Source organism: Streptodolium elevatio (genome assembly GCF_040649515.1).
In the GTDB taxonomy this organism is placed as follows: Bacteria; Actinomycetota; Actinomycetes; order Streptomycetales; family Streptomycetaceae; genus Yinghuangia; species Yinghuangia elevatio.
The window spans coordinates 56345-76596 of the sequence record NZ_JBEZFP010000007.1; the positions used below are offsets into that span (position 1 = coordinate 56345).

General features: G+C 72.2%; 22 protein-coding genes and 1 pseudogene. 14 read left to right on the plus strand and 9 right to left on the minus strand.

All coding sequences use genetic code 11. From position 1 onward, the window contains the following. Positions 1-102 precede the first annotated feature (102 nt). Both AB0C36_RS04370 and AB0C36_RS04375 read left to right on the plus strand, forming a co-directional pair. The gene (locus AB0C36_RS04370) at positions 103-1086 is read left to right on the plus strand and encodes an Lrp/AsnC family transcriptional regulator (protein ID WP_358349019.1); all 984 of its coding nucleotides are present in this window, start codon (positions 103-105) and stop codon (positions 1084-1086) included. Between the two features lie 161 nt (positions 1087-1247). Next, complete coding sequence (locus AB0C36_RS04375) at positions 1248-2696, plus strand: acyl-CoA synthetase (RefSeq protein WP_358349021.1); 1449 nt, start codon at positions 1248-1250, stop codon at positions 2694-2696. Positions 2697-2762: 66 nt separating this feature from the next. On the opposite strand, the gene AB0C36_RS04380 is transcribed toward AB0C36_RS04375, so the two are convergent. Both AB0C36_RS04380 and AB0C36_RS04385 read right to left on the minus strand, forming a co-directional pair. Then, positions 2763-2948, minus strand: a complete 186-nt coding sequence (locus AB0C36_RS04380; RefSeq protein ID WP_358349024.1) for a DUF397 domain-containing protein — start codon at positions 2946-2948, stop codon at positions 2763-2765. Further along, on the minus strand, positions 2945-3802 hold the full coding sequence (locus AB0C36_RS04385; protein ID WP_358349027.1) for a helix-turn-helix domain-containing protein: 858 nt from the start codon (positions 3800-3802) through the stop codon (positions 2945-2947). Before AB0C36_RS04385 ends, AB0C36_RS04380 begins: the two co-directional genes overlap by 4 nt. A gap of 312 nt (positions 3803-4114) precedes the next feature. On the opposite strand from AB0C36_RS04385, the gene AB0C36_RS04390 reads away from it, so the two are divergent. After that, positions 4115-4555: a hypothetical protein gene (locus AB0C36_RS04390; protein WP_358349029.1), complete on the plus strand. Its 441-nt coding sequence runs from the start codon at positions 4115-4117 to the stop codon at positions 4553-4555. Positions 4556-4562: 7 nt separating this feature from the next. On the opposite strand, the gene AB0C36_RS04395 is transcribed toward AB0C36_RS04390, so the two are convergent. Next, positions 4563-5378 carry a TIGR03619 family F420-dependent LLM class oxidoreductase gene (locus AB0C36_RS04395; RefSeq protein WP_358349032.1) on the minus strand — a complete coding sequence of 272 codons (816 nt, stop codon included), beginning with the start codon at positions 5376-5378 and terminating at the stop codon, positions 4563-4565. A gap of 97 nt (positions 5379-5475) precedes the next feature. Continuing rightward, positions 5476-5940 (minus strand): nuclear transport factor 2 family protein, encoded by a 465-nt coding sequence (locus tag AB0C36_RS04400; protein ID WP_358349034.1) that lies wholly within the window; start codon positions 5938-5940, stop codon positions 5476-5478. A gap of 204 nt (positions 5941-6144) precedes the next feature. On the opposite strand from AB0C36_RS04400, the gene AB0C36_RS04405 reads away from it, so the two are divergent. From AB0C36_RS04405 to AB0C36_RS04415, 3 genes are all read left to right on the plus strand, one after another. Further along, positions 6145-6687 (plus strand): TetR/AcrR family transcriptional regulator, encoded by a 543-nt coding sequence (locus AB0C36_RS04405; protein ID WP_358349037.1) that lies wholly within the window; start codon positions 6145-6147, stop codon positions 6685-6687. Between the two features lie 394 nt (positions 6688-7081). Continuing rightward, positions 7082-8161 (plus strand): DUF2510 domain-containing protein, encoded by a 1080-nt coding sequence (locus AB0C36_RS04410; RefSeq protein WP_358349040.1) that lies wholly within the window; start codon positions 7082-7084, stop codon positions 8159-8161. A gap of 504 nt (positions 8162-8665) precedes the next feature. Then, entirely contained in the window at positions 8666-10498 is a 1833-nt protein-coding gene (locus AB0C36_RS04415; protein ID WP_358349043.1) for a SpoIIE family protein phosphatase, read from the plus strand. 27 nt (positions 10499-10525) lie between these two features. On the opposite strand, the gene AB0C36_RS04420 is transcribed toward AB0C36_RS04415, so the two are convergent. Further along, positions 10526-10948, minus strand: coding sequence for an ATP-binding protein (locus tag AB0C36_RS04420; protein ID WP_358349046.1), 423 nt, complete (start codon positions 10946-10948; stop codon positions 10526-10528). Positions 10949-11072: 124 nt separating this feature from the next. Here AB0C36_RS04420 and AB0C36_RS43185 point away from each other — a divergent pair. From AB0C36_RS43185 to AB0C36_RS04445, 5 genes and pseudogenes are all read left to right on the plus strand, one after another. Next, a pseudogene (locus AB0C36_RS43185) lies at positions 11073-11258 on the plus strand (sugar phosphate nucleotidyltransferase); the annotation flags it as partial. Between the two features lie 9 nt (positions 11259-11267). Next, entirely contained in the window at positions 11268-11447 is a 180-nt protein-coding gene (locus AB0C36_RS04430) for a hypothetical protein (RefSeq protein ID WP_358349049.1), read from the plus strand. A gap of 106 nt (positions 11448-11553) precedes the next feature. After that, complete coding sequence (locus AB0C36_RS04435; protein ID WP_358349052.1) at positions 11554-12522, plus strand: LysR family transcriptional regulator; 969 nt, start codon at positions 11554-11556, stop codon at positions 12520-12522. A 106-nt stretch (positions 12523-12628) separates the two neighbouring features. Further along, on the plus strand, positions 12629-13207 hold the full coding sequence (locus AB0C36_RS04440) for an RNA polymerase sigma factor (RefSeq protein WP_358349205.1): 579 nt from the start codon (positions 12629-12631) through the stop codon (positions 13205-13207). Beyond that, on the plus strand, positions 13204-14289 hold the full coding sequence (locus tag AB0C36_RS04445; RefSeq protein ID WP_358349055.1) for a hypothetical protein: 1086 nt from the start codon (positions 13204-13206) through the stop codon (positions 14287-14289). The genes AB0C36_RS04440 and AB0C36_RS04445 overlap by 4 nt, the downstream gene beginning before the upstream one ends. Before the next feature lie 162 nt (positions 14290-14451). On the opposite strand, the gene AB0C36_RS04450 is transcribed toward AB0C36_RS04445, so the two are convergent. Both AB0C36_RS04450 and AB0C36_RS04455 read right to left on the minus strand, forming a co-directional pair. Beyond that, positions 14452-15255, minus strand: coding sequence for a family 1 encapsulin nanocompartment shell protein (locus AB0C36_RS04450; RefSeq protein WP_358349058.1), 804 nt, complete (start codon positions 15253-15255; stop codon positions 14452-14454). After that, entirely contained in the window at positions 15252-16397 is a 1146-nt protein-coding gene (locus AB0C36_RS04455; RefSeq protein WP_358349061.1) for a Dyp-type peroxidase, read from the minus strand. The genes AB0C36_RS04450 and AB0C36_RS04455 overlap by 4 nt, the downstream gene beginning before the upstream one ends. A gap of 241 nt (positions 16398-16638) precedes the next feature. Between AB0C36_RS04455 and AB0C36_RS04460 the strand changes: the two genes are divergently transcribed. Continuing rightward, positions 16639-17187, plus strand: a complete 549-nt coding sequence (locus tag AB0C36_RS04460) for a GNAT family N-acetyltransferase (RefSeq protein ID WP_358349064.1) — start codon at positions 16639-16641, stop codon at positions 17185-17187. Between the two features lie 21 nt (positions 17188-17208). Here AB0C36_RS04460 and AB0C36_RS04465 read toward each other — a convergent pair whose 3' ends face one another. Continuing rightward, positions 17209-17607: a DUF488 domain-containing protein gene (locus AB0C36_RS04465; protein ID WP_358349067.1), complete on the minus strand. Its 399-nt coding sequence runs from the start codon at positions 17605-17607 to the stop codon at positions 17209-17211. Between the two features lie 110 nt (positions 17608-17717). Between AB0C36_RS04465 and AB0C36_RS04470 the strand changes: the two genes are divergently transcribed. After that, positions 17718-18188 carry a methylglyoxal synthase gene (locus AB0C36_RS04470; protein WP_358349070.1) on the plus strand — a complete coding sequence of 157 codons (471 nt, stop codon included), beginning with the start codon at positions 17718-17720 and terminating at the stop codon, positions 18186-18188. Between the two features lie 4 nt (positions 18189-18192). Here the strand turns inward: AB0C36_RS04470 and AB0C36_RS04475 are convergent, their stop codons facing one another. Continuing rightward, complete coding sequence (locus tag AB0C36_RS04475; protein WP_358349073.1) at positions 18193-18975, minus strand: nuclear transport factor 2 family protein; 783 nt, start codon at positions 18973-18975, stop codon at positions 18193-18195. Positions 18976-19165: 190 nt separating this feature from the next. Between AB0C36_RS04475 and AB0C36_RS04480 the strand changes: the two genes are divergently transcribed. Then, positions 19166-20194: an LLM class flavin-dependent oxidoreductase gene (locus AB0C36_RS04480; protein WP_435838981.1), complete on the plus strand. Its 1029-nt coding sequence runs from the start codon at positions 19166-19168 to the stop codon at positions 20192-20194. Positions 20195-20252: the final 58 nt, after the last annotated feature.

Sequence of the window (20252 nt, forward strand, 5' to 3'; positions counted from 1 at the left end):
AAGCATCGGGGATGCTGGGGTGGATGGCAGGTATGCACAAGATGTTTTGATTTAGGACAGCGAAACCTGGACGGCTGACGGAAATAGTCTCATGCTGGGCCTGTGTCCAATCAACCGCTTCACAGATCCATCGACGCTCTCGACCGCCGGATCATCGGAGCGCTCCAAGTCGACGGACGCGCGTCGTGGCGGCGGATCGCCGCCGCGCTGGACGAGCCCGAGCGCACGGTCGCCCGGCACGGCGCCCGGCTGCTGGACCAACGCGTCGTCGTGGTCACGGGGTTGGGCGTACGCGGCGGAGCGGTGCTGGTGCGCGGGCAGTGCCTCCAGGCCGCGGCCCGGGTCGCGGCGGGCGCTCTTGCCCGGCACCCCGACACGACGTTCGCGTACATGCTCACGGGTACGGCCGACTGCCTCGCCGAGGTGATGTGCCCGACCGGCCGCCTCGCGACCCTGACCCTCGACGAACTCCCCGGCATCCCGGGCCTGGTGCAGAGCACGACCCTGCCGGTGCTGCGCTACTTCCGTACCGTGCACGACTGGCAACCGGGGATCCTGACGGACGCGGAGGCCGACGCGGTCCGCGAGTACCCGATGATGACACCGCTGCCGACGGACGACCGAGTGGCCGGACTGGCCCGAGAGGAGCGCACGATGCTGCGGGCGCTGGCGTCCGACGGGCGGCGTACGCACGAGGAGATCGCCCGCATCGCGGGAGTGTCCGAACCGACCGCGCGCCGTCGGGTGGACTGGATGCGGCGTACCGGAGCCCTGCACATCCGTGCGGTGGTCGACCCTGGGGTGCTGGGCCTGCCGGTGCAGGCGATCCTGTGGGTCAAGGCCAGCCCGACGAAGGTCGAGGCGGTCGGCGAGGCGCTGCTCTCGTCGCCGCTCGTCCGGTACGTCGCGGCGGTGATGGGCGAGCACCAGATAGTGGCCGACGTGACGGTGCCGGACCGGACCGCGCTGTACGAGTTCGTCACGCGGTCCCCGTGGGTGCGGCACACCGAGTCGATCGAGACGTCGATGGTGATCCGGACGCTCAAGCGCAGCGGCGTGCTCAGTGAGGCCCTGCCCGAAGAGTAGGACTGCCCGATCTCGCCATCACCCTGGCGACTTTCGTCAAATCCTCGGCACCCGTTGTCCGAAGACACCGCTGCGGGCATTGTGGGCGCGGCGCCCAGCGGCGCTTGTCCACCGCTCCACGGGCCGCACCTGTTTCCGGCCCCGCACCCCCGGAGACTCGTGTGCGCCCCGTTGCCGATCCGCCCGACCGCTCGTCCGACAACCCCGGGGACCACGCCGGGGCGATCGAGATCGACGGACGCTCGCTGAGCCGTGCCGACCTCGACGCCGCGGCGGCGGCACTCGCGGAACGCATCGCGGGCGCACCGGCCGTCGCGGTACGGGCGACCGCGTCCCTGGAGACGGTGGTCGCGGTGCTCGCGGGGCTGGTCGCCGGCGTGCCGGTCGTACCGCTGCCGCCGGACGCGGGGCCGCGCGAGCGCGACCACATCCTCGGCGACTCCGGCGCCACGCTGCTGCTCGACCCCGACCCGGACCCCGACCCGGAGCACGGCGCGGCGCGGTGGAACGGCGTCGCGGCGGAGATCGTACGGATCGACGTCGACGCGCGCTCCTCCGCGAGGTTCGCGGTGCCGCCCCCGGACGCCATCGCCCTCATTCTCTACACGAGCGGAACCACCGGCGCCCCCAAGGGAGTCCTCGTCCCGCACACGGCCATCGCGGCGGACGTCGACGCACTCGCGGACGCGTGGGCGTGGACGTCCGAGGACGTACTCGTGCACGGGCTGCCGCTGTTCCACGTGCACGGTCTCGTCCTCGGCGTGCTCGGTGCGCTGCGTACCGGTTCGCGGCTCGTCCACACCGGGCGGCCGACTCCCACCCGGTACGCGCAAGCCGCCGCCGAGGCCGGGGGGACCCTGTTCTTCGGGGTCCCCACCGTCTGGGGGCGCATCGCCGAAGACCCGGATTCCGCACGGGCGTTGGCCGGGGCACGCCTCCTGGTGTCCGGCAGCGCACCGCTCCCGGTTCCGGTGTTCGAACGGCTCGCCGAACTGACCGGGCACCGTCCAGTCGAGCGGTACGGGATGACAGAGACGCTGATCACGGTCAGCACCCGCGCGGACGGCGAGCGGGTCCCGGGGACGGTAGGGGTCCCGGTCGCCGGCGTTGCAACCCGGCTGGTCGACGACCACGGTCGGCCCGTCCCGCACGACGGCACGAGCGTCGGTGAACTCCAGGTCAGCGGCCGGACGTTGAGCGACGGCTACCTGAACCGGCCGGACGCCGACTCCGCGTCGTTCACGGCGGACGGCTGGTTCCGCACCGGCGACGTCGCGACGATCGCCCCGGACGGCACCCACCGCATCGTCGGCCGGGCATCCACCGACCTCATCAAGAGCGGCGGCTACCGCATCGGTGCGGGCGAGGTGGAAGGCGCGCTGCTGGCCCACCCGGGCGTACGCGAGGCGGCGGTGATCGGGGCCCCACACGCGGACCTCGGCCAAGAGGTCGTGGCGTACGTGGTCGCGGACGCAGGCGTCGAGGCAGCGGAGCTCACCGACTTCGTGGCCGGCACCCTGTCGGTGCACAAACGCCCGCGCCGCGTCGTGCTCATGACCGAACTGCCGCGCAACGCGATGGGGAAGGTCCAGAAGACGCTGCTGGGGTGACGGGGGACGTCAGCGGCAGGGGCGTCCGACTCCACACCGGCCCGACGGAGCCGGACGCCCCACACGTCAACCGCGAGCGGTGACCCTGACGAATTCCGCCCAGTCGCCCGGCCCGACAACAAGCCGCGGTCCGGTCGCCGCCTTGGAGTCCCGTACGTGGACCGCCTGTTCGGTGACAGCGATTTCCACACAGTCATCGCCCTGAGTACCGCTGTAGCTGGACTTGAACCAAGCGAGATCCGCCGTGCTCATAGCTCTCCTCGCAGTCGCTCCAGCAGACCCCGCGATTCGATGGGGTTCAGGGCCTGCGAGCGCAGTGTGTCATAGCGCTGGTGAAGCAGGTGCACCTCTTTCGGGTCAGAGATCAGCCGTCCGTTCTGCTGCCCTTCGGAGTATGCGAGACGACGCCCTTCGGGGGTCTCAAGGAGCCGCACCGAACCGTCCAGGCACGCATGTACTTCGGCAGTCAAAGAGACGACTTGGAAGGTCACGTTGCGCCGCGCCGAGAGGCTCAGGATGTGGTCCAGTTGTTCCCGCATCACCTCCACACCGCCGAGCCTGCTCCGCACCACCGCTTCCTCGACGATGAAGCTGAACGGTACGTTCGGGCGTTCGTACAGCATCCTTTGGCGATCCAGACGAGCCTTCGCCTGAGCCTCCAGTTGTTCGTCCGTGAGCAACGGGATGCTGTTGTCGAACACCGCCCTCACGTACGCCTCCGACTGCAACAACCCCGGAACCAGCCTGCATTCGTAGGTGCACAGGCTCACCGCGCGGCGTTCCAGGTTGGCCCAGCGGCGGAACCAGGCGGCGAGTCCCGGCTTGCCCCGGGTGATGTGCTTGGCCGACTTCCGCAGCGCTCCGGTGTTGCCGGTCGCCACCTCCGCCCGCTCGACGAACGCCTCGTCCGGCATCCGGCGGCCCAGTTCCACCGACTCGACCGTGTGCTTGGAGTACCGCACGGCCTCCCCGAACTCCACGCGGCTGAGCCCCGCATGCTCGCGCAGCGCCTGGACTACCGCGCCGAACGTGCGCAAGCTGTCCGACGGATCGGGCTCTCGTCCCCATTCCCTGCTCTCGTCGTCCGGCTCGATTTGGATGGTCATGGCGATTCCTCCCCTGCACGCCCCCGCGTGATCGCCCCCTCGCGCCAACTCGTCAAGCCTGCCCAACCAACGTGCCGATCGTCCACCGAGTGTGCCCGTACGCTGACTCAGCGTACGCAGCGCGGCGTCTGTCTTGTCTGGCCCGATCACCGCGACCTTGAGCCCTGAGCACTTCCACCCACCGCGTTTCGGCCACCGCCAATAGGAGCCGGGCGGAGCGGCTATCCACGGAACGTAGCCGGGCGTCCACTGAGCGCATCGCCAAGTTAGGTTGTTCGGCGGCTTGTTCGAGCGGACGGGATGGGACTGTCGATGTCGGATACCTCGGTTCTCGAGACACCGCATGCGGATGTGCTCCGCGAGATCGAACGTCTGGGCGGCGTTGTCGACCGGCAGTTCGCGCCGGACGACCGCAACGTCGACACGCCGGTGGGACCGCGCCGCATCCCTTCGGCGGTCCAGGCGGTCCTGTCGGTCGCATGGCCGGAGCACCACGTCCTGCTGACCGACGAGGACGATTACGAGGTGACGTTTCCCCAACTCGTCGACGGGGACCCCATCGCGGACGACCGCGCGTTCTTCGTCATCGCCTACAACGAGTCGACGCAGTACTACTGGGTCATCGACTTGGACGACGAACGCCCGGACGACCCGTGGGTGCACGTCATCGACCACGACCTGTACGGCGGCGACGAGAGGTTCCGGCACGCCGAGCGCCTGTCGCGGCGGCTCGCCGATCTCGTCGCCGCCTGATCGGAGGTCAGCCGGCTTCGGTGGCGCGGATCAGCGCCGTCATGCGGTCGGCGAAGCCGTCCGCCGGGCCGAACCAGATCGCGAGGTGGTCGGCCCCCGCCGCATCCCACTCGCGTACCTCGGCGGCGACGTCCTCGACGGGGCGGGTGGCGTCGGGCCACTCGGCTCGGGCGCCCAGTTCGAGCGGACGTTCCGCCTCCGCACGCAGCGCGGACGCCCGTTCGGCGAATGCCGCGGGCTTGTCCGGCGGGCTCTGCCACACGTCCGCCGACCGGACCGCGCGGCGGAGCGCGGCCGGCGAGGTACCGCCGACCATGATCTTCAGACCCGGTCCAGGGCGTGGCGCGAACACCCCGGTCCCGAACCCGAAGCGCTCTCCCTCGAAAGGCCCTTGGCCCTGCTCGAACAGGTGCCTGAGCAACCGCAGGGACTCGTCCGTACGCCCCGCCCGGTCCGCGAACTCAGCTCCCACGGCGGCGAATTCGTCGCGGTCCCAGCCGAGCCCGACGCCGAGCGTGAACCGGCCGCCGGACAGGCGGTCCAACGTGGCGACCTGCTTGGCGACGACGAACGGGTTGCGCAGCGCCAGCAGCAGGACGGAAGTGCCGAGCCGGATGCGGCTGGTCGCGGCGGCGATGTACGAGAGCGTCATCAACGGCTCGAAGACGCCCCCGTACGCACCGCCGTACTCGGCAGGCGGGAGCAGATGGTCCGGCAGCCAGACGCCGCCGTACCCCGACTCCTCGGCCAGCACGGCCAGTTCGGTCAGCAGCGACGGGTCGAGGTCGGCGGATTCGTTCGGCAGGACGACGTGCAGTTCCACAGGCTGTCCTTCGAGGTGGTCGTTCAGCGGTCGCGAAATCGTCCGAGGCTCAACAGCTCGACAACTCAAGAGCTGATCGGTTCGCCGGTTCGCCGGCTCATCGCGAGCCGGCCTCGGCGGCGAGGGTGGCGAGATCCTTGTTGCCGTCCGCCCACGTCGCGGTCATGACGACGCCGGTGATGCGCCAGCCGTCGCCGGAACGCGCGAGGTCGAAGCGGTAGTCGCCGCCCAGGGTCCACAGCGGCGCACCGAACGGGTTCGCCAGCCGGTGGGTTGCCTGGAAGGCTGCCGTGCACACCGCCGAGTCGCCCGTCACGTCCACCAGGTGATTGGTGATCAGGTGCTGGGTCGCGTCGAACCCGCCGAGCGCCTGGGACCAGCCGGCCACGATGTCCTCGGCCGCCAGCTCGACGGCCTCACCGCCGTTGAGGCTCGTGTAGTCCAGCCGCACCTTGTCGGCGAAGACGTCCCTGAGGCGGTCCCACTCGCGATGGTCCGCGTGCCACGCCATGCGGGTGCAGGTCTCGATCACGGCCAGGCGGTCTTCCAGGGCGGCGGTCATCGTGTGCTCCGTTCTCTGCGTTCCGTGTTCGCATCGACAACGCCATGCTGCTCCGGTATTCACCGACGGCAGTCACGTCGCGGAGCAGTCCGGGGTAGGCGATAGGGAACGATCCCTATCAATCGCTTAAACTCTAGTCGGGTCAATCCGACGAAGCCAAGGGGTCCATCCGTGCGGCGCAGTTCTTCCGAGACACGCGAACATGTGCTTGAGATCGCGCACGAGTTGTTCTACTGGCACGGGATCCGCGCGGTGGGCGTCGACCGCATCGCGGCGGAGGCCGGCGTCGCCCCGACCACCCTCTACCGGCTGTTCGCCTCCAAGGACGACCTCATCACCGCGTACGTCGTGCGCGGCGGAGAGTTCTACCAGCAGTGGTTCGAGGACGCGCTCGGCGATCCCGCGGACCGCGACGCGCGCACCCGGGTCCTGTCGCTGTTCGACGCGCTGGTCGACCAGGTGCACCCGAGCCGGTGCCGGGGCTGTCCGTTCCTCATCGCATTGGCCGAGACCCCCGACCCGAACCACCCCGCCAACCGCGCGGCCCGGGCGACGAAGGCGTGGGTACGCCAACGGTTCGCCGACCTCGCCGACGAGGCCGGCGTACCTCGCCCCGCAGAGTTCGCGGCCCGGCTCGCCCTGGTCATGGAAGGCGTGTACGCCTCGGTGCAGGCCACCGGAACCGACGGCCCGGCCCACGACGCGCGGGCGCTCGTCGACGACCTGTTCACGCTGGCAGGCGCCTGAGGAGCACCGGGGCACGCAGTCACGCCGCCGCCCGCTCCCCTGACGCCGCGTCAGGGGCAGATCATCAGGGCCTGCCGCGCCCGGAAGCCGTTGCCGTGCGGGTTGTCGGGCCCCATCGCGCGGTCACCGCGTCGATCTCCTTGGCCGCGTTGGCCGCACCCGATTCCGAACTGGTGTCCGAACTGGTGGCATGCGCCGCGGAGTTGGGGCTCGTTGCCGGCCTGACCGGCGGCGGCGGACACGGCCCCGGCCCGGTATGGCCAATATGCGGCCACAGGTTCCGCCGAGGGACTTCCCCGCGATTACCCGACCTATTTCGACAAACCACCGCATAGCAGACCAGCCGTGGCAATCAAGCCTCGTGCGCGCATCGTCGGAGGGGTACGTTTCCCGCGTGAGCTCATCGATACCTCCAGGTTGGTACGACGACCCGGCAGGCCCCGGGAACGAGCGCTGGTGGGACGGCGCGCAGTGGACCGAGTCCACGCGCCCCGCGTCCGACCCCGGCGCGCCCCCCTCCGCCCCGGAGCCGTCGCCCGCCCCCGTGGCGCCGCCGCCCGTCCCGCCCGGCCCGGCCCCCGGCATGGCCCAGGCACCGACGATGTCCGCCGGCGCACCGCAGGGCGGTCCGTACAGCCCGTACGGCGGCGGTCCCGCCCCCGGTCCGGCCGGGCCCGGCGGCATGGGAGGCCACGGGTACCCGCCCGGCCCGCACCAGATGGGCGCGCCCGGCGGCAATCCCGGCAACCGCAACCGCACGATCCTGATCAGCGTCGTCGCGCTGCTCGTGGTGGGCGGTCTCGTCGCGGCGCTCGTGCTCCTGCTCGGCGGCGACGACGACAAGAAGGACCCGATCGCCGACCCGACGAACACCACGGCCACCTCGCAGCAGACGGACAAGCCGCAGCCGCCGCCGGGTCCCGCCACGGACGGCACGCTGAGCGACACGGCCACCGGCATCACCGTGCCGAAGATGAAGGGCTGGGAGGAGCTTTCCGACACGGGCTCCGAGGCGCACCAGTACAAGGACGAGATCCCGTGCACCGGGGACACCTCGTCGCCGGACCCGGGCGACACGACCGGCTGCTACCTCGGTGAGATCGACGTGGGCTCGTTCCGCGGCACGGACTTCGACGAGCTCACCACCCGCCTGACGGGACAGGTCAAGGACAGCGACGACTACACGACCACCAAGACGATCACGGACGAACGCGCCACGATCGACGGCAAGGACGCGCACGTACTGGTCGTCGAGGTCGAGGAGAAGGAAGCGGACGCGAGCGGCAACCTGCGGACCGCGACGCTGCAGTTCATCTTCATCGACAACCCGTACGACGACGACGGCAAACTGATGTACCCGGTCGTGTACACGTCCATCGACGGCGACCCGAAGTCACCGCCGATGGAGGTCATCGAAACGGTCCGCAAGGGAGTCAAGATCGGTACGCCGAGGCCGAGCGCGACCGCGAGCTGACCAGGCGTCCGGCCCGGTCGAGCGCCCACCGGCGCCGACCGGGCCGCCGCGTAACCAGGGCCGCCCGACCGGGGCGCCGCACAACCGGTCTGCCGTTCATCCCCTCCGGCGCTCAGGCGCTCGAACCGCGTCGGCGCTCCTCGCGCTCCCGGGCCAGCTCCTCGACCGCGGTCGGTGGCGTCGCCTCGAAGTCGATCAGCTTCGCCCAGGTCGGCCGGGATGCCGTCGTCGTAGGCCGGCTCGGCCCGGCCCCGGATGAGCAGGATGTCGGGCGGGGAAGTCCCGTGGCTCGGCTTCGGTCCCACACTTATGGCGTACGCCGCCCACCCGAATGGCGGCCGCCGCCCCGCCGCGCGTGCGCGTCGCCGGTGCACGCCCTGCCGAGTCGCGCCACGTGGGTGATCCTGGAGGCGGGCTTGTCGGTGATCATGGCGACCTTGAGGACACGAGTGGATGCAATGCCGGCCCCTCGACCGGGGCCCACACGGCGACGGGACCGGTGCCGTGCCCGGTGACGAGGCCGCCGCCGCGCCCGGTGGGGGCTCCCCCGGCGTGTCCGGCTCACCCGACACAGCCGGGACAGCCGGGACAGCCGGGACAGCCGGCACGTCCGACGCATCCGGCGCGTCCGTGTGGTGGCGGACCGCCGCCGCGGACCCGATGTTCACCGAGTGCCCTTTCGGCCTGGCCATCCTCGACCCGGCCGGCCGCGTACTGGCCGCCAACGCCACCCTCGCCGCGATCCACGGCCTGCCCGTCGACGAGCTCCGCGGACGCGCGGCCGACTCGCTGGACGGCCCCCTCGGCCACCCCGACCTCCTGGCCGCGCTGCTGAACGTGGTCGAGGCCGGTGAGCCGCAGACCGACCGCGTCGTCCGGGGCACGGTACGCGCCACCGACACGTCGTTCATGTGCACATTCGGGATGTGGCCGATGCGCGGCCCCGACGGACTGCTCGGGATCGGCGCGACGGTGACCGACGTCAGCGAGGACCAGGCCGCGCTGACCCGGCTCGAACAGGTGCGCGCCCGCCTGGCCCTGGTCAACGAGGCCGAGCTGCGGATGGGCTTCAGCCAGGACGTGGTCGGCTGCGCCGAGCAGTTGCCGCTCGTCACGGTGCCCTCGTTCGCGGACGCCGCGGCCGTCGGCCTGTTCGACACCCCGATTCCCCTCAACGTGCTGCCCGAGCACGGCTTCGATCCCCCGCCCGGGACCATGCTGCGGACCGTCGCGGCCGCCCTGCGGCCGGGCCTGCCGGTCCTGCGGCCGAAGGACTACGGGCGGCCGTTCCCGGTGCCCGCGGAGGTACGCGCGGCACTGCGCCGCCAGCGCGCCGAGCTGAGCGGCACCGGCAGCAAGGGCGACCTGGGCGAACCGGCGCTCGGCAACACCGACATCGGGCCGGTGACGCCGGACGCGCCGCCGCTGCGCACGTACCTGGTCGACGCGGGCATGCACTCGCGCATCGTGGCGCCGCTGATCGCGCGCGGGCGGGCCCTGGGGGCGGCGATGTTCTCCCGGGTCGACGGGAGCCCGGCGTTCGAGCCGGACGACGTGCGGACCGCGGAGGAACTCGGCCTGCGGGCCGCGGCGTCCATCGACAACGCGCAGGCGCACGCGCGGCAGCGCCACGCGGTCCGCACGCTCCAGCGCCATCTGCTGCCCCGCGATCTCCCGGCGGTGGCGGGGTTGTCGCTCGCGCACGCGTACCAGCCGGCCCGCTCCGACCGACTGGCCGGCGGGGACTGGTACGACGTGGTTCCGCTCGCGGACGACCGGGTCGCGCTGGTGGTCGGCGACGTGACCGGCCATGGCCTCCAGGCGGCCGCGCTGATGGGCCAACTGCGGGTCGCCGTACGGGCGGTCGCGCGCCTCGGCATCCCGCCCGCCGCGCTCCTGGCGCATGTGGACTCGCTGATGGACGACTTCGCGGTGGACGGCGAACTGGCCAGCTGCGTCTACGCGGTGCTCGACCGGACGCGCCGGACGCTGACGTGGTCGCGGGCCGGGCACCCGCCCCCGCTGCTGCTGGCGCCGGGGCGGCCCGGCCGGATCCTGGACGGTCCGCCGAACGCGCTGCTGGGGATCGGCGGCATCCGGTTCGAGCAGACGTCGTGCGAGATGCCATGCGACGGTGCGGTGGTGCTCTACAGCGACGGCCTCGTGGAGCGCCGGGGCCACGACATCGACAGCGGGATCCGGGACCTGGCCGCCACGCTCGACGCCGCCGTGGCCGAGGGCGCGTCCGCGGAGGGGCTGCGCGACGCCGCGCTGCGGGTGCTGCCGTCGGACCCGGAGGACGACGTCGCGGTGCTGGTCGCACGGATGACCGGATGACCGGATGACCGGATCAGGCCACCGGGATCACATCGCCATGGGACCGGCCACCAGGCTGAACCAGACCTCTTTGCCGTAGCCCGTCGCGCGCGTGCCCCACTCCTTCGCCACCTGGTTGACGATCGCCAGGCCACGGCCGTCCTCGTCTCCCCCGCCGGCCTCGCGCAGGCCGGGCAGCGACGGCGAGCAGTCCGCGACCGCGCCGACCAGCGTGCCCCCGTCCAGGCCCTCCGGCACCACCTGCAACGACACCGCGAGATGGCTGGAATCCGTATGGCGCAGGACGTTGCCGACCAGTTCGGAGACGATCAGCTCGGTGTCGTCGATGAGTTCCGGGCGCTCCCACGCGGCGAGGATCGCGGCGGCGAACCGGCGTACCGTGCGGCCGACCGCGGCATGCGTGCACAGGACCAGTTGGGCGCTCAGCGGCACCGGCGCGGGGCGGATCACGGGCACGACGATAGCCACTGAGCGGCAGGCGATCGCCAGGAAAGCCGCAACATGCCGACAAGCCAGACAAAAGCCTTGACGTAGGTCTACGCTCCGCGCGCGCCGGGACCGGGCTGATGCCAGTCTGCTCGAAAGGCCCAGTGCGGGAGTCCGACATCGCCAACCCAGTGACGCCCCGTCGGCGCGCGGCGAACTGGAGATCACCGAGCTCAACCTGCGGTACGTCCGTCAAGGCCGCGCCCGGCTCGTCGACCTCGGCCCCGGCTCGGCATGGTTCGACACCGGGACGGACGACAGCCTGCTGGACGCGGCGCGGTTCGTGCAGTTGCTGGAGAAGCAGCGGGGCGTGCGCGTGAGCTGCCCGGAGGAAGTGGCGTACCGCATGGGCTTCATCGACGCCGCACGACTGCGCGCGCTCGGGGCGGGGTTGGGCGAGGCGTCCGCGTACGACCGGTATCTCCTGCGGATCGCGGCCGCGTCGGCACCCGCCGGACGGTGAGCACCGCACAGAGCGTGCCGCCGCGTCGACCGCCCGTCACCCCGGTGCTGTGTGCGGGCCCGGGATGCGACAATCATGGGCCTTCGTCGAGGATGGGAGCACACGGGTGCTGGAGCGGCACGAGATAGAGAGCTTCCTCGCGGTCGCCGATGAACTGCACTTCGGACGGGCCGCCGACCGGCTCCTGGTGTCCCGGGCCCGGGTCAGCCAGACCATCCAGAAGCTGGAGCGGCGCGTCGGGGCCCCGCTCTTCGAGCGGACCAGCCGCCGAGTGCAGCTGACCCCGCTGGGCCGCCAGCTCCGCACCGACATCGCCGACCACCACCAGGCCATCAACGACGGCTTCGCGCGGGCGGTGGCCTCGGCCCGCGGCGTGGCCGGCGTGCTGCGGCTCGGCGTGATGGGCTCGTACGGCCAGCTCATGATCGACATCTTCGACACCTTCAGCGCCCGGCACCCGGACTGCGAGGTGCAGATCCGCGAGATCCACTTCAGCGACCCGTTCGGCGCGCTGCGCGGCGGCGAAGTGGACATCGCGGTGCCGTGGCTGCCGGTGAACGAGCCGGACCTCGCGGTCGGGCCGTCGGTGGGCAGCGAGTCGATCATCCTCGCGGTCTCCTCGCGGCACCGCTTCGCCCGGCGCGAGAGCGTGGGCCTGGAAGAACTCGGCGACGAGCGCGTGGTGGGGCTGCCGGTCGGCAACGCGATGCCGGAGTACTGGGTGGAGGCGCACGCGCCGCGCCGCACGCCGTCCGGGCGGCCGATCCCGACCGGGCCGTCGGTGTCGACGTTCCACGAACTGCTGTCGACGGTCGCCACCGGACAGGCGATCTCGTACGCGTCCGGGCACGGCGCGCGCTTCTACCCGACACCGAACGTCGCGTACGTGCCCATCGCCGAGGACCCGCAGGTGACCTGGGCCCTGGTCTGGCGCAAGAGCGACGAGAACCACCGGATCCGGGCCTTCGCGGAGGCGGCCCGCGACGCCGCCGACTCGGTGGACGCCGCGCTGCACCCGGACCGTCCCGCGGCCGGTGCGGGCAACGCCGCCGAGGCCGTGCCCGCATCGGGCTGACGGAGGGCCGCCGAACAGGCGGGCGGGCCGGGCGCCGCGCAGGCCGGGAAATCCCCTCCGGGCAATCGGCAACCCCATCCGCCGACCCGGACACTCCTGGGATGTGATGACGCATCAGGAGCAAGACCTCACGGACCGGGACCTGTGGCGCGGCGTCGCCGCCGGGGACCGCTTGGCGTTCGCGGAGATCTTCGACCGGCACGCGGGTGCCGTCTACGGGCATCTGCTGCGCCGCATGGGCGACCACGGCGAGGCGGAGGACCTGACGTCCGCCGTCTTCCTCGCCGCGTGGCGGCGCCGGGGCGAGGTCCGCCTCGACCGCGAGAGCGTGCTGCCGTGGCTGCTCGGCACCGCCAACCACACGCTCGCCAACCGCCGCCGGGCGCTCAAGCGCTACCGCGCCCTGGTGGAACGTGTGCCGCCGCCACCCGACATACCCGACCACGCCGAGGACGTCGCGACGCGCCTGGACGCCGAGCGACGCGCCGCGGCCCTGCGGCGTTCCGTCGGGCGGCTTCCGCGCCACGAGCGGGACGTGGTCGAACTGTGCGTGTGGGGCGGGCTCGACCAGCAGGCCGCCGCAGTCGCGCTGGGAATTCCGATCGGCACCGTCAAGGCCCGGATGCACCGGGCGCGCAACCGGCTCGGCACGCTGGTGCCGGAGGAATTGGAGAAGGAGCGATGAGCCCGTACGGCGACGACCGCCTCCCCGGCCACGACCACCGCCGCCGCCAGCTCATGGCCGTGCTCGGCGCGGAACAGGCGCAGGCGGAGAACGCCCGGATGTCCCGGCACGTCCTCGTGCCGCTCGTGGCCGGCGCCGCGGTCATCGTGGCCTCCGGTGTCGGCGTGCTCGCGGCCGAGCCGTGGGCCGACGGCGCCGACGGCACGGGACCGGCCGGCTATCGCGTGCCCGGTGAGACCGGCATACCGCGCGAGTCCGCACGGGTCGGCGACCCGGTGCCCGCCGATGTCGCCGGCGACGCGCTGGCCGCGTGCATGAGGAACGCGGCCGCCCAAGGCAAGAACACGCCCGCCCCCGGTCCGGTGGGCGGCGAGCAGTCGCCGATCCGAACCGCGCCGCCGAGCGGCCTGCCGACGCAGCCGAAGCCGGCGCCTGGGACGACCACGCCTCCGTTGTCGGCCCCGCCGGCGAACTCCAGCCCCGAAGGGAAGCCTTCAGGGTCCTCCACCGCGCCGCTGATGCCGCCCCCGCCGGACTCCCCAACGGTCACCGACGGCAGCCTGCCGCCACCGCACGTCGGACGGCCGCCGGAGAAGGCGTCGGCGTACCGGCCGATCCTGACCACGTGGATCGACGACGGTGCGGGCGGCCTCACACCGTTCGTGATCGGCAAGGCACACGGCCCGGGAACGGTGGCGTGTGCGGGCGAGGCGGAGCGGTCCTATCCGGTGCACCTCTACTTGGACGAGCGCGGCGCGGCGGACACCTACCCGGGCATCGGGGAGAACGAGTTCCCGTCCGTGAAGCCGGGGGCGGTGGACCCCACCGACCCGTCTTCGGTGACCTCGGTCACTTTCTGGGGCTACGCCGACCCGGAGATCGCGCGTGTGGAGGTGACTTCGGCGGGCGGTCCGACCGTCGAGGCGGAGGTACGGAACGGTGTGTGGGCGGTCAACGGACCGTTCGCCTACGCGGTCGCCGAGGGTCGGCGTACCGAGATCCGCGCGTACGACGCACAGGGAACGGTGCTGGTCCAAGGGGGCAGGGGCGGGCCGGTGAACGCCGTCCCGACGGCGCCCTGACAGCCTGTCAATTGCCTTTTGCCGAAAGCCCGTTCGCCCTCGCAGGCGGACGGGCTTCGGTGTGTTGTGCGGCGCCGCGCGCCGGCCGTGTGGCGCAACTCGCGCGCGCTGACGCCGCCCACGTTCGTCCCCGGCCGTCGGTCCCGGGCCGTCGGTTCCCGGTCAGTCCCCGGTCAGGGCGACGGCCGCCTCCGGCGAGTAGAGCGAGAACGTCAGCGACTCGGTGAGGTACAGGCGTACCGACCCGGCGTCGTGCGACTCGTAGCCGATCGACAGGTCCTGGCCGAGGTGCAGCGTGAAGTCGCCGCCGCGCGTGGACAGCAGTACGGCGCCCTTCAGCGCCGGCGCCCACACGATCTCGCCGCCGGCCAGCACCCGCGCCACATGCTCGCGCACCGGGTAGCCGTGGTTGGAGGTCTCGTTGACCGCGGTGTACGCGTCGGCGCCGAGCAGCAGCGCGTACGGCCCGCCGACGCCCGCGAGGCGGAGCGCCGTGAGGGCGCGCGACACCGCGTCCGGGTAGTCCTCGACACGCGGCGGCAGAGCCACCGAGGGAGTGTCGGCGCCGGTACGGATGCCCGTGATGCCCGCGTCCGCCCAGCCCTCGAACACCGCGCGGTCCTCGGCGATGGCCATCGTGCGGGCCGCGTCCTTGACCGGCTGCCAGTCGGAGTCCGCGGAGCCGCGCAGGACGTCGTCGACCGCCTGGCGGTCCAGCGTGAACGGCACCCGGAGCTCGACGACGTGCCGTGCCTCCCGGCTGAACGCCTGCACGCCGTCGCCGGGCGAACCGAGCGGCTTCAGATGCCCCGTGCCGACCGCCGCCAGCCCGGTCCCGGACGGTCCCGCCAGGTCGACGACGCGGCGTCCGGCCAGGTGCAGGGTGAAGGTGCGGCGGGCCTCGTCCTCGATCTCCGCCCATGCGGCGTCGGAGATCGGGGCGAGTTCGCGGTGCAGGTTGTTCATCGGGTCGTGCTCCTTTTCAGGCTGCCGATGCGGAGTGAACCGTCGGACGTCTCGGCTGAGGCGGTGCTCTGGTCGGTGCTCGGTTCGCCGGCCGGCCTGGCGCTCGGGTCGGCGGCCGGGTCTGGGGCCGGGTCGGCGCTCGCGCCGGCGTGCGCGCCGGCCTCCCGACCGTCGGGTGCGGGCGGCGGGTCGTCGAGGAAGTCCTGCGCCGGCACGAAGTACAGCGACCCGGTGACCGCCGTCGAGAAGTCGAGCAGCCGGTCGTGCAGCCCGGGCGGGTCGCCCAGGAACATGTTGTCGAGCATGCGCTCGGTGACCGCCGGGGTGGCGCAGTAGCCGATGAAGTAGGTCCCGAACTCGCCGCGCCCGAGCGTCCCGAACGGCATGTTCAACCGGACGATCTCCAGCTTGTTGCCGTCCTCGTCGTCGATGTCGGTCAGCGCGATGTGCGCGTTCGGCGGCTTCACGTCGTCGGACATCTCGATGTCGGACAGCTTGGCCCGGCCGACCGCGCGCTCCTGTGCCTCGACCGGAAGCGCGTTCCACGACTCCATGTCGTGCAGGTACTTCTGCACGATCACGTAGCTCCCGCCCGCGAAGTCCGGTTCGGCGGTGCGGGTGGCGATGGCCGCGCGATGGGCCGGGGAGCCGGCCGGGTTCTCCGTACCGTCGACGAAGCCGAGCAGGTCGCGGTCGTCGAAGTAGCGGAAGCCGTGCACCTCGTCCTGTACGGTGACCGCGCCCGCGAGCCGGTTCATCAGGTGCGTCGCGAGCTCGAAGCACAGGTCCATGCGCTGCGCGCGGATGTGGAAGAGGAGGTCGCCCGGGGTGGAGGGGGCGCGGTGCGTGGCGCCCACGCGCTCCTCCAGCGGGTGCAGCTCGGCCGGGCGCGGGCCCGTGAACAGGCGGTCCCACGCGTCGGAGCCGATGCCGGTGATGCAGGTGAGCGCGTCCTGCGGGGCGCGGAAGCCGACCGCCCGCACGAGCCCGGAGATGTCCGGGACGAGGTCGCGGACCTGCTCCTCGCCGCCCTCGTCCACCGTCAGGACCAGGAAGACCGCGGCGTTGGTCAGCGGTGCCAGCACCGCCTGCAGCACCGGCTGCGGCTGCTCCGGCAGCGGCTCCGGCGACGGCTGCGTCATCCGGCGGGCTCCTCTCGCTCAGGGGTCGGACCCGCGCGGGCCGGGAGGCCGTGTGCGGGTCGGTCCGGGATCTCGATCCGGACAGGTCCGCATCGGTCCAGGGCAGGTCCGGGGTCGATCATGGCGGACTGATCGAAACTGCGCGCCACGTCGTCAACACATACCGGACTTTGGTCCCGGTTCGGCGCGACCTTCGCCACGATGCCTGCCCGTGTCGGACCGATACGTCAGGATGATGATCATGCATCTCGAGGAGTGGCGGCACACCGGGGAGTACTTCGACCTGCTGGTTGCGGGCAACACCCCGGAGATGACGCGCTTCCTGGGCGGCCCCGAGCCCGAGGCCAAGCTGCGCGAGCGGCACCTCCGGTACGCGGACCTCGCCGACACCGAGGCGGGCCGCATGTTCGGCATCCGCGCGGACCAGGCCGACGGCCCGGGCGGGGCCGCGAGTGGGGCCGAGGGCGGCGGGAGTCCGGCGCTCGCCGGCTCGGTCGGCTACTGGGAACGCGAATGGCTCGGCACGACGGTGTGGGAGGCAGGCTGGGCGGTGCTGCCCGCGTTCCAGGGCTGCGGCCTCGCCGTCGCGGCCGTCGTCGCGCTGCTGGACCACGCGCGGGCGGACGGGCGGCACCGGCTGCTGCACGCGTACCCGAAGGTGGACCACCCCGCGTCGAACGGGGTGTGCCGCAAGGCCGGGTTCACGCTGCTCGGCCCGGCCGATTTCGAGTACCCGCCGGGCAATCCGATCCGGTGCAACGACTGGCAGTTCGTGCTCCGAGCGGGGTGACCGACCGCCGCGGCGGCGGACTCAGCCCTCGCTTTCCCGCAGGCGGGCGAGCAGGATGGACAAGTAGCTCCCGGCCGGGTCCTTGACCGCGGTGAGCAGCGTGACGTTGCCCTTGGCGACCGCCGCGCGCAGCCGCTCCAGACCCTCGCGCTCGGTGTAGCCGTCGAGTTCGTCGGTGTACCGGACGGCGAACTCGGCGGCGCGCCCCTCGGGATCGGCGTGGAACCACTTGCGGAGCTCGGTCGAGGGGGCGACCTCCTTGGCCCACACGTCGACGGCGGCCTTCTCCTTGCTGATGCCACGCGGCCACAGCCGGTCGACGAGGACGCGGAGGCCGTCGTCGGGGCCGGGAGCGTCGTACACCCGTGCGACGCGGTAGCCGGTCGGGAGGTCGGGGACCTCGGCGAGACGTTTGGTCATACCCCGAGTATCGGTCGGACGGCCCCGCGACACCCCGGCGACACAGCACTGATCGATAATGCGGGGGCATGGCGTCGGCCGTGCCCCCGACCAGCACGAAAGAGAGCCGAATGACCTTGGACCAGAAGGACGCCGAAACCACCGGCGTCGTGCGCGACGAGATGGGCATAGCCCTGGTCGCACACGACGGCTGCAAGGCCGAGATGGTCGCGTGGGCGGGCGAGCACCGCGAGATCCTGGGACGCCACCGGCTCTACGCGACCGGGACCACCGGCGGCCTGGTCGCGGAGGCGACCGGCCTGCCGGTGGTGCGCTTCCGCAGCGGACCGCTCGGCGGCGACCAGCAGGTCGGCGCCCGTATCGCCGAAGGTGACGTCGACCTGCTGGTGTTCTTCTGGGACGCGCTGACCGCGCAGCCGCACGAGCCCGACGTACGGGCGCTCCTGCGCCTGGCGGTGCTGGCCAACGTGCCCGTCGCCTGCAACCGGGCGACGGCCGACCTGGTGATCACATCGCCGCAGTTGGGCGGCGACCACCGCGTGCACGTGGACAGCCGGCTGGCGGGCCGCGTCGCGTCCTGAGGCGTCAGAACATGCCGTTGTCGTGCGGCAGCCTGGGCGGCACGGGGGTCAGGACGTCCCAGTGCTCGACGATGAACCCGCCGCCCGCGCCGCTGCCGTCGACGCGGAAGAGGTCGTGGAACGCGTACGGGCTGCCGCCGAGACTGCCGGACGACAGGGTGTAGACGAACTCGCCCTCGGCCACCACGCGGTGCACCCGGTCGTAACGCGGCACGAGGCCCTGCGCGCGCATCGCGGCGGACGCCGCACCCAGGCCGGCGATGCCGTCGCCGGTGCCGGGGTTGTGCTGGGCGAAGTCGTCGGCGTGGACGAACTCGGCTATCCGGTCGTACTCGCGGTCGATCAGCACGGTGCGCAGGAACGTTTCGCCAACCTGACGGCTGGTGGCCCGTTGACCCGGACGGGTGACGAGCGTGGGCCCGTCGGTCTGCGAGCGGCCGCTCACCGTGGCCCCGGCCTCGGGGGTCAGGGCGTCCCAGTGCTCGGCGATCCGGCCGTCCGCGACGCGGAAGAGGTCGAACGCCACCAGGGGCCGCGGGCCGAGCCCGTGGTAGGTGCCGTGCATGAGCACCAGGTCCCCGTCGGAGAGCAGGCGGGCGCAGGTGTACGAGAAGGTCTCCGGCAGCGCCGCCACATGCGCGCGCAGCGCTTCCGGCCCGTCGCCGAGCAGCGCGCTGTGCTGCCGGAAACCGGGTGTGACCAGGCGCGCGACGGCGTCCGGGTCGCGCTTGCCGAACATTTCGTCAACGGCTTGGGTGACCACGTCCTTGGGTCCCTGGGGCATCATCGGCACCGCTCCTCACGCTCTGCCCGCCCCCGACAGCGGGTGATCACTGTGTGCGACTCATCGTGGCGCAAGGTCACGCCACCGTCATCCCGAGAAAGGGACCGCGGGGGTCGTGCAGGTTCGCGGGGCCGCGCGGAATCGGGGTCGCGGGGCTCGGGAATGTGGGGGTTGGGGTTGTGTTGTGGGTGGTGTGACTTCGTTTTCGCGCGGTACGCGCCTCTCGGTGCTGGATCGGTCGCGCACGCGGCGGGGCGAGGCGTACCCCGAGGCGCTGCGGGCGACCGTCGAGTTCGCGCGGCAGGCCGAGGACCTGGGCTACCACCGATTCTGGGTGTCCGAGCACCACGCGGTGCCCGGCGTCGCCGGGTCCGCGCCGACCGTCCTGGCCTCCGCGGTGGCCGCCGCGACGCGGCGGATCCGGGTGGGCACCGGCGGCGTCATGCTGCCGAACCACCGGCCCATCGTGGTCGCCGAGCAGTTCGGCGTGCTGGAGTCGCTGTTCCCCGGCCGTATCGACATGGGCCTGGGCCGCTCGCTGGGCTTCACCGACGGCATCCGCCGCGCACTGGGCCGGGACAAGTCGGCGGCCGCCGAGTTCCCGGAGCAACTGGCCGAGCTGCTGGGCTACTTCACGGGCGACCAGAGCACGTACCCCGATGTGCACGCGCGGCCTGCCGAGGGGCTGCGGCCGGCGCCGTTCGTGCTGGCGACGGGCGAGGGCGCGGGGTTCGCCGCGGACGCCGGGCTGCCGCTGGTGATCGCGACGTTCGGCGGCGAGGAGCGCATGCTGCGGTCGATCGACGCGTACCGCGTGGCCTTCCGGCCGTCGGTGTGGGCGCGGGAGCCGTACGTCGTGGTGTCGGGCAGCGTCGCGGTGGCCGACAGCGAGCGCGAGGCCGAGGAACTGCTGCTGCCGGAAGCATGGTCGGCGGCGTACTCGCGGACTCATGGGGTGTTCCCGCCGCTGGTGTCGGTGGGCGAGATCCGCGCAACGGCGATGACGTCGCGCGAGCGGGCGTACCTGGAGGAGTCGCTGCGCGGCCACATCCGCGGCACCGACGAGCAGGTCGCCGACGAGCTGACCCGTCTCGTCGCGGTGAGCGGGGCGGACGAATTCCTGGTGACGACGAGCACGTTCGACCGCGCCGCGCAGTTGGCGGCGTACGCGCGGCTCGCCCGGGTGATGCGCCTGTCCGGCGCGACCGCCGCGGCGGCCTGACGCGGTCCTCTTGTGCGCACTCCTCTTGCCCTCGTCAAGAAAACCTGTTTTCCTGACT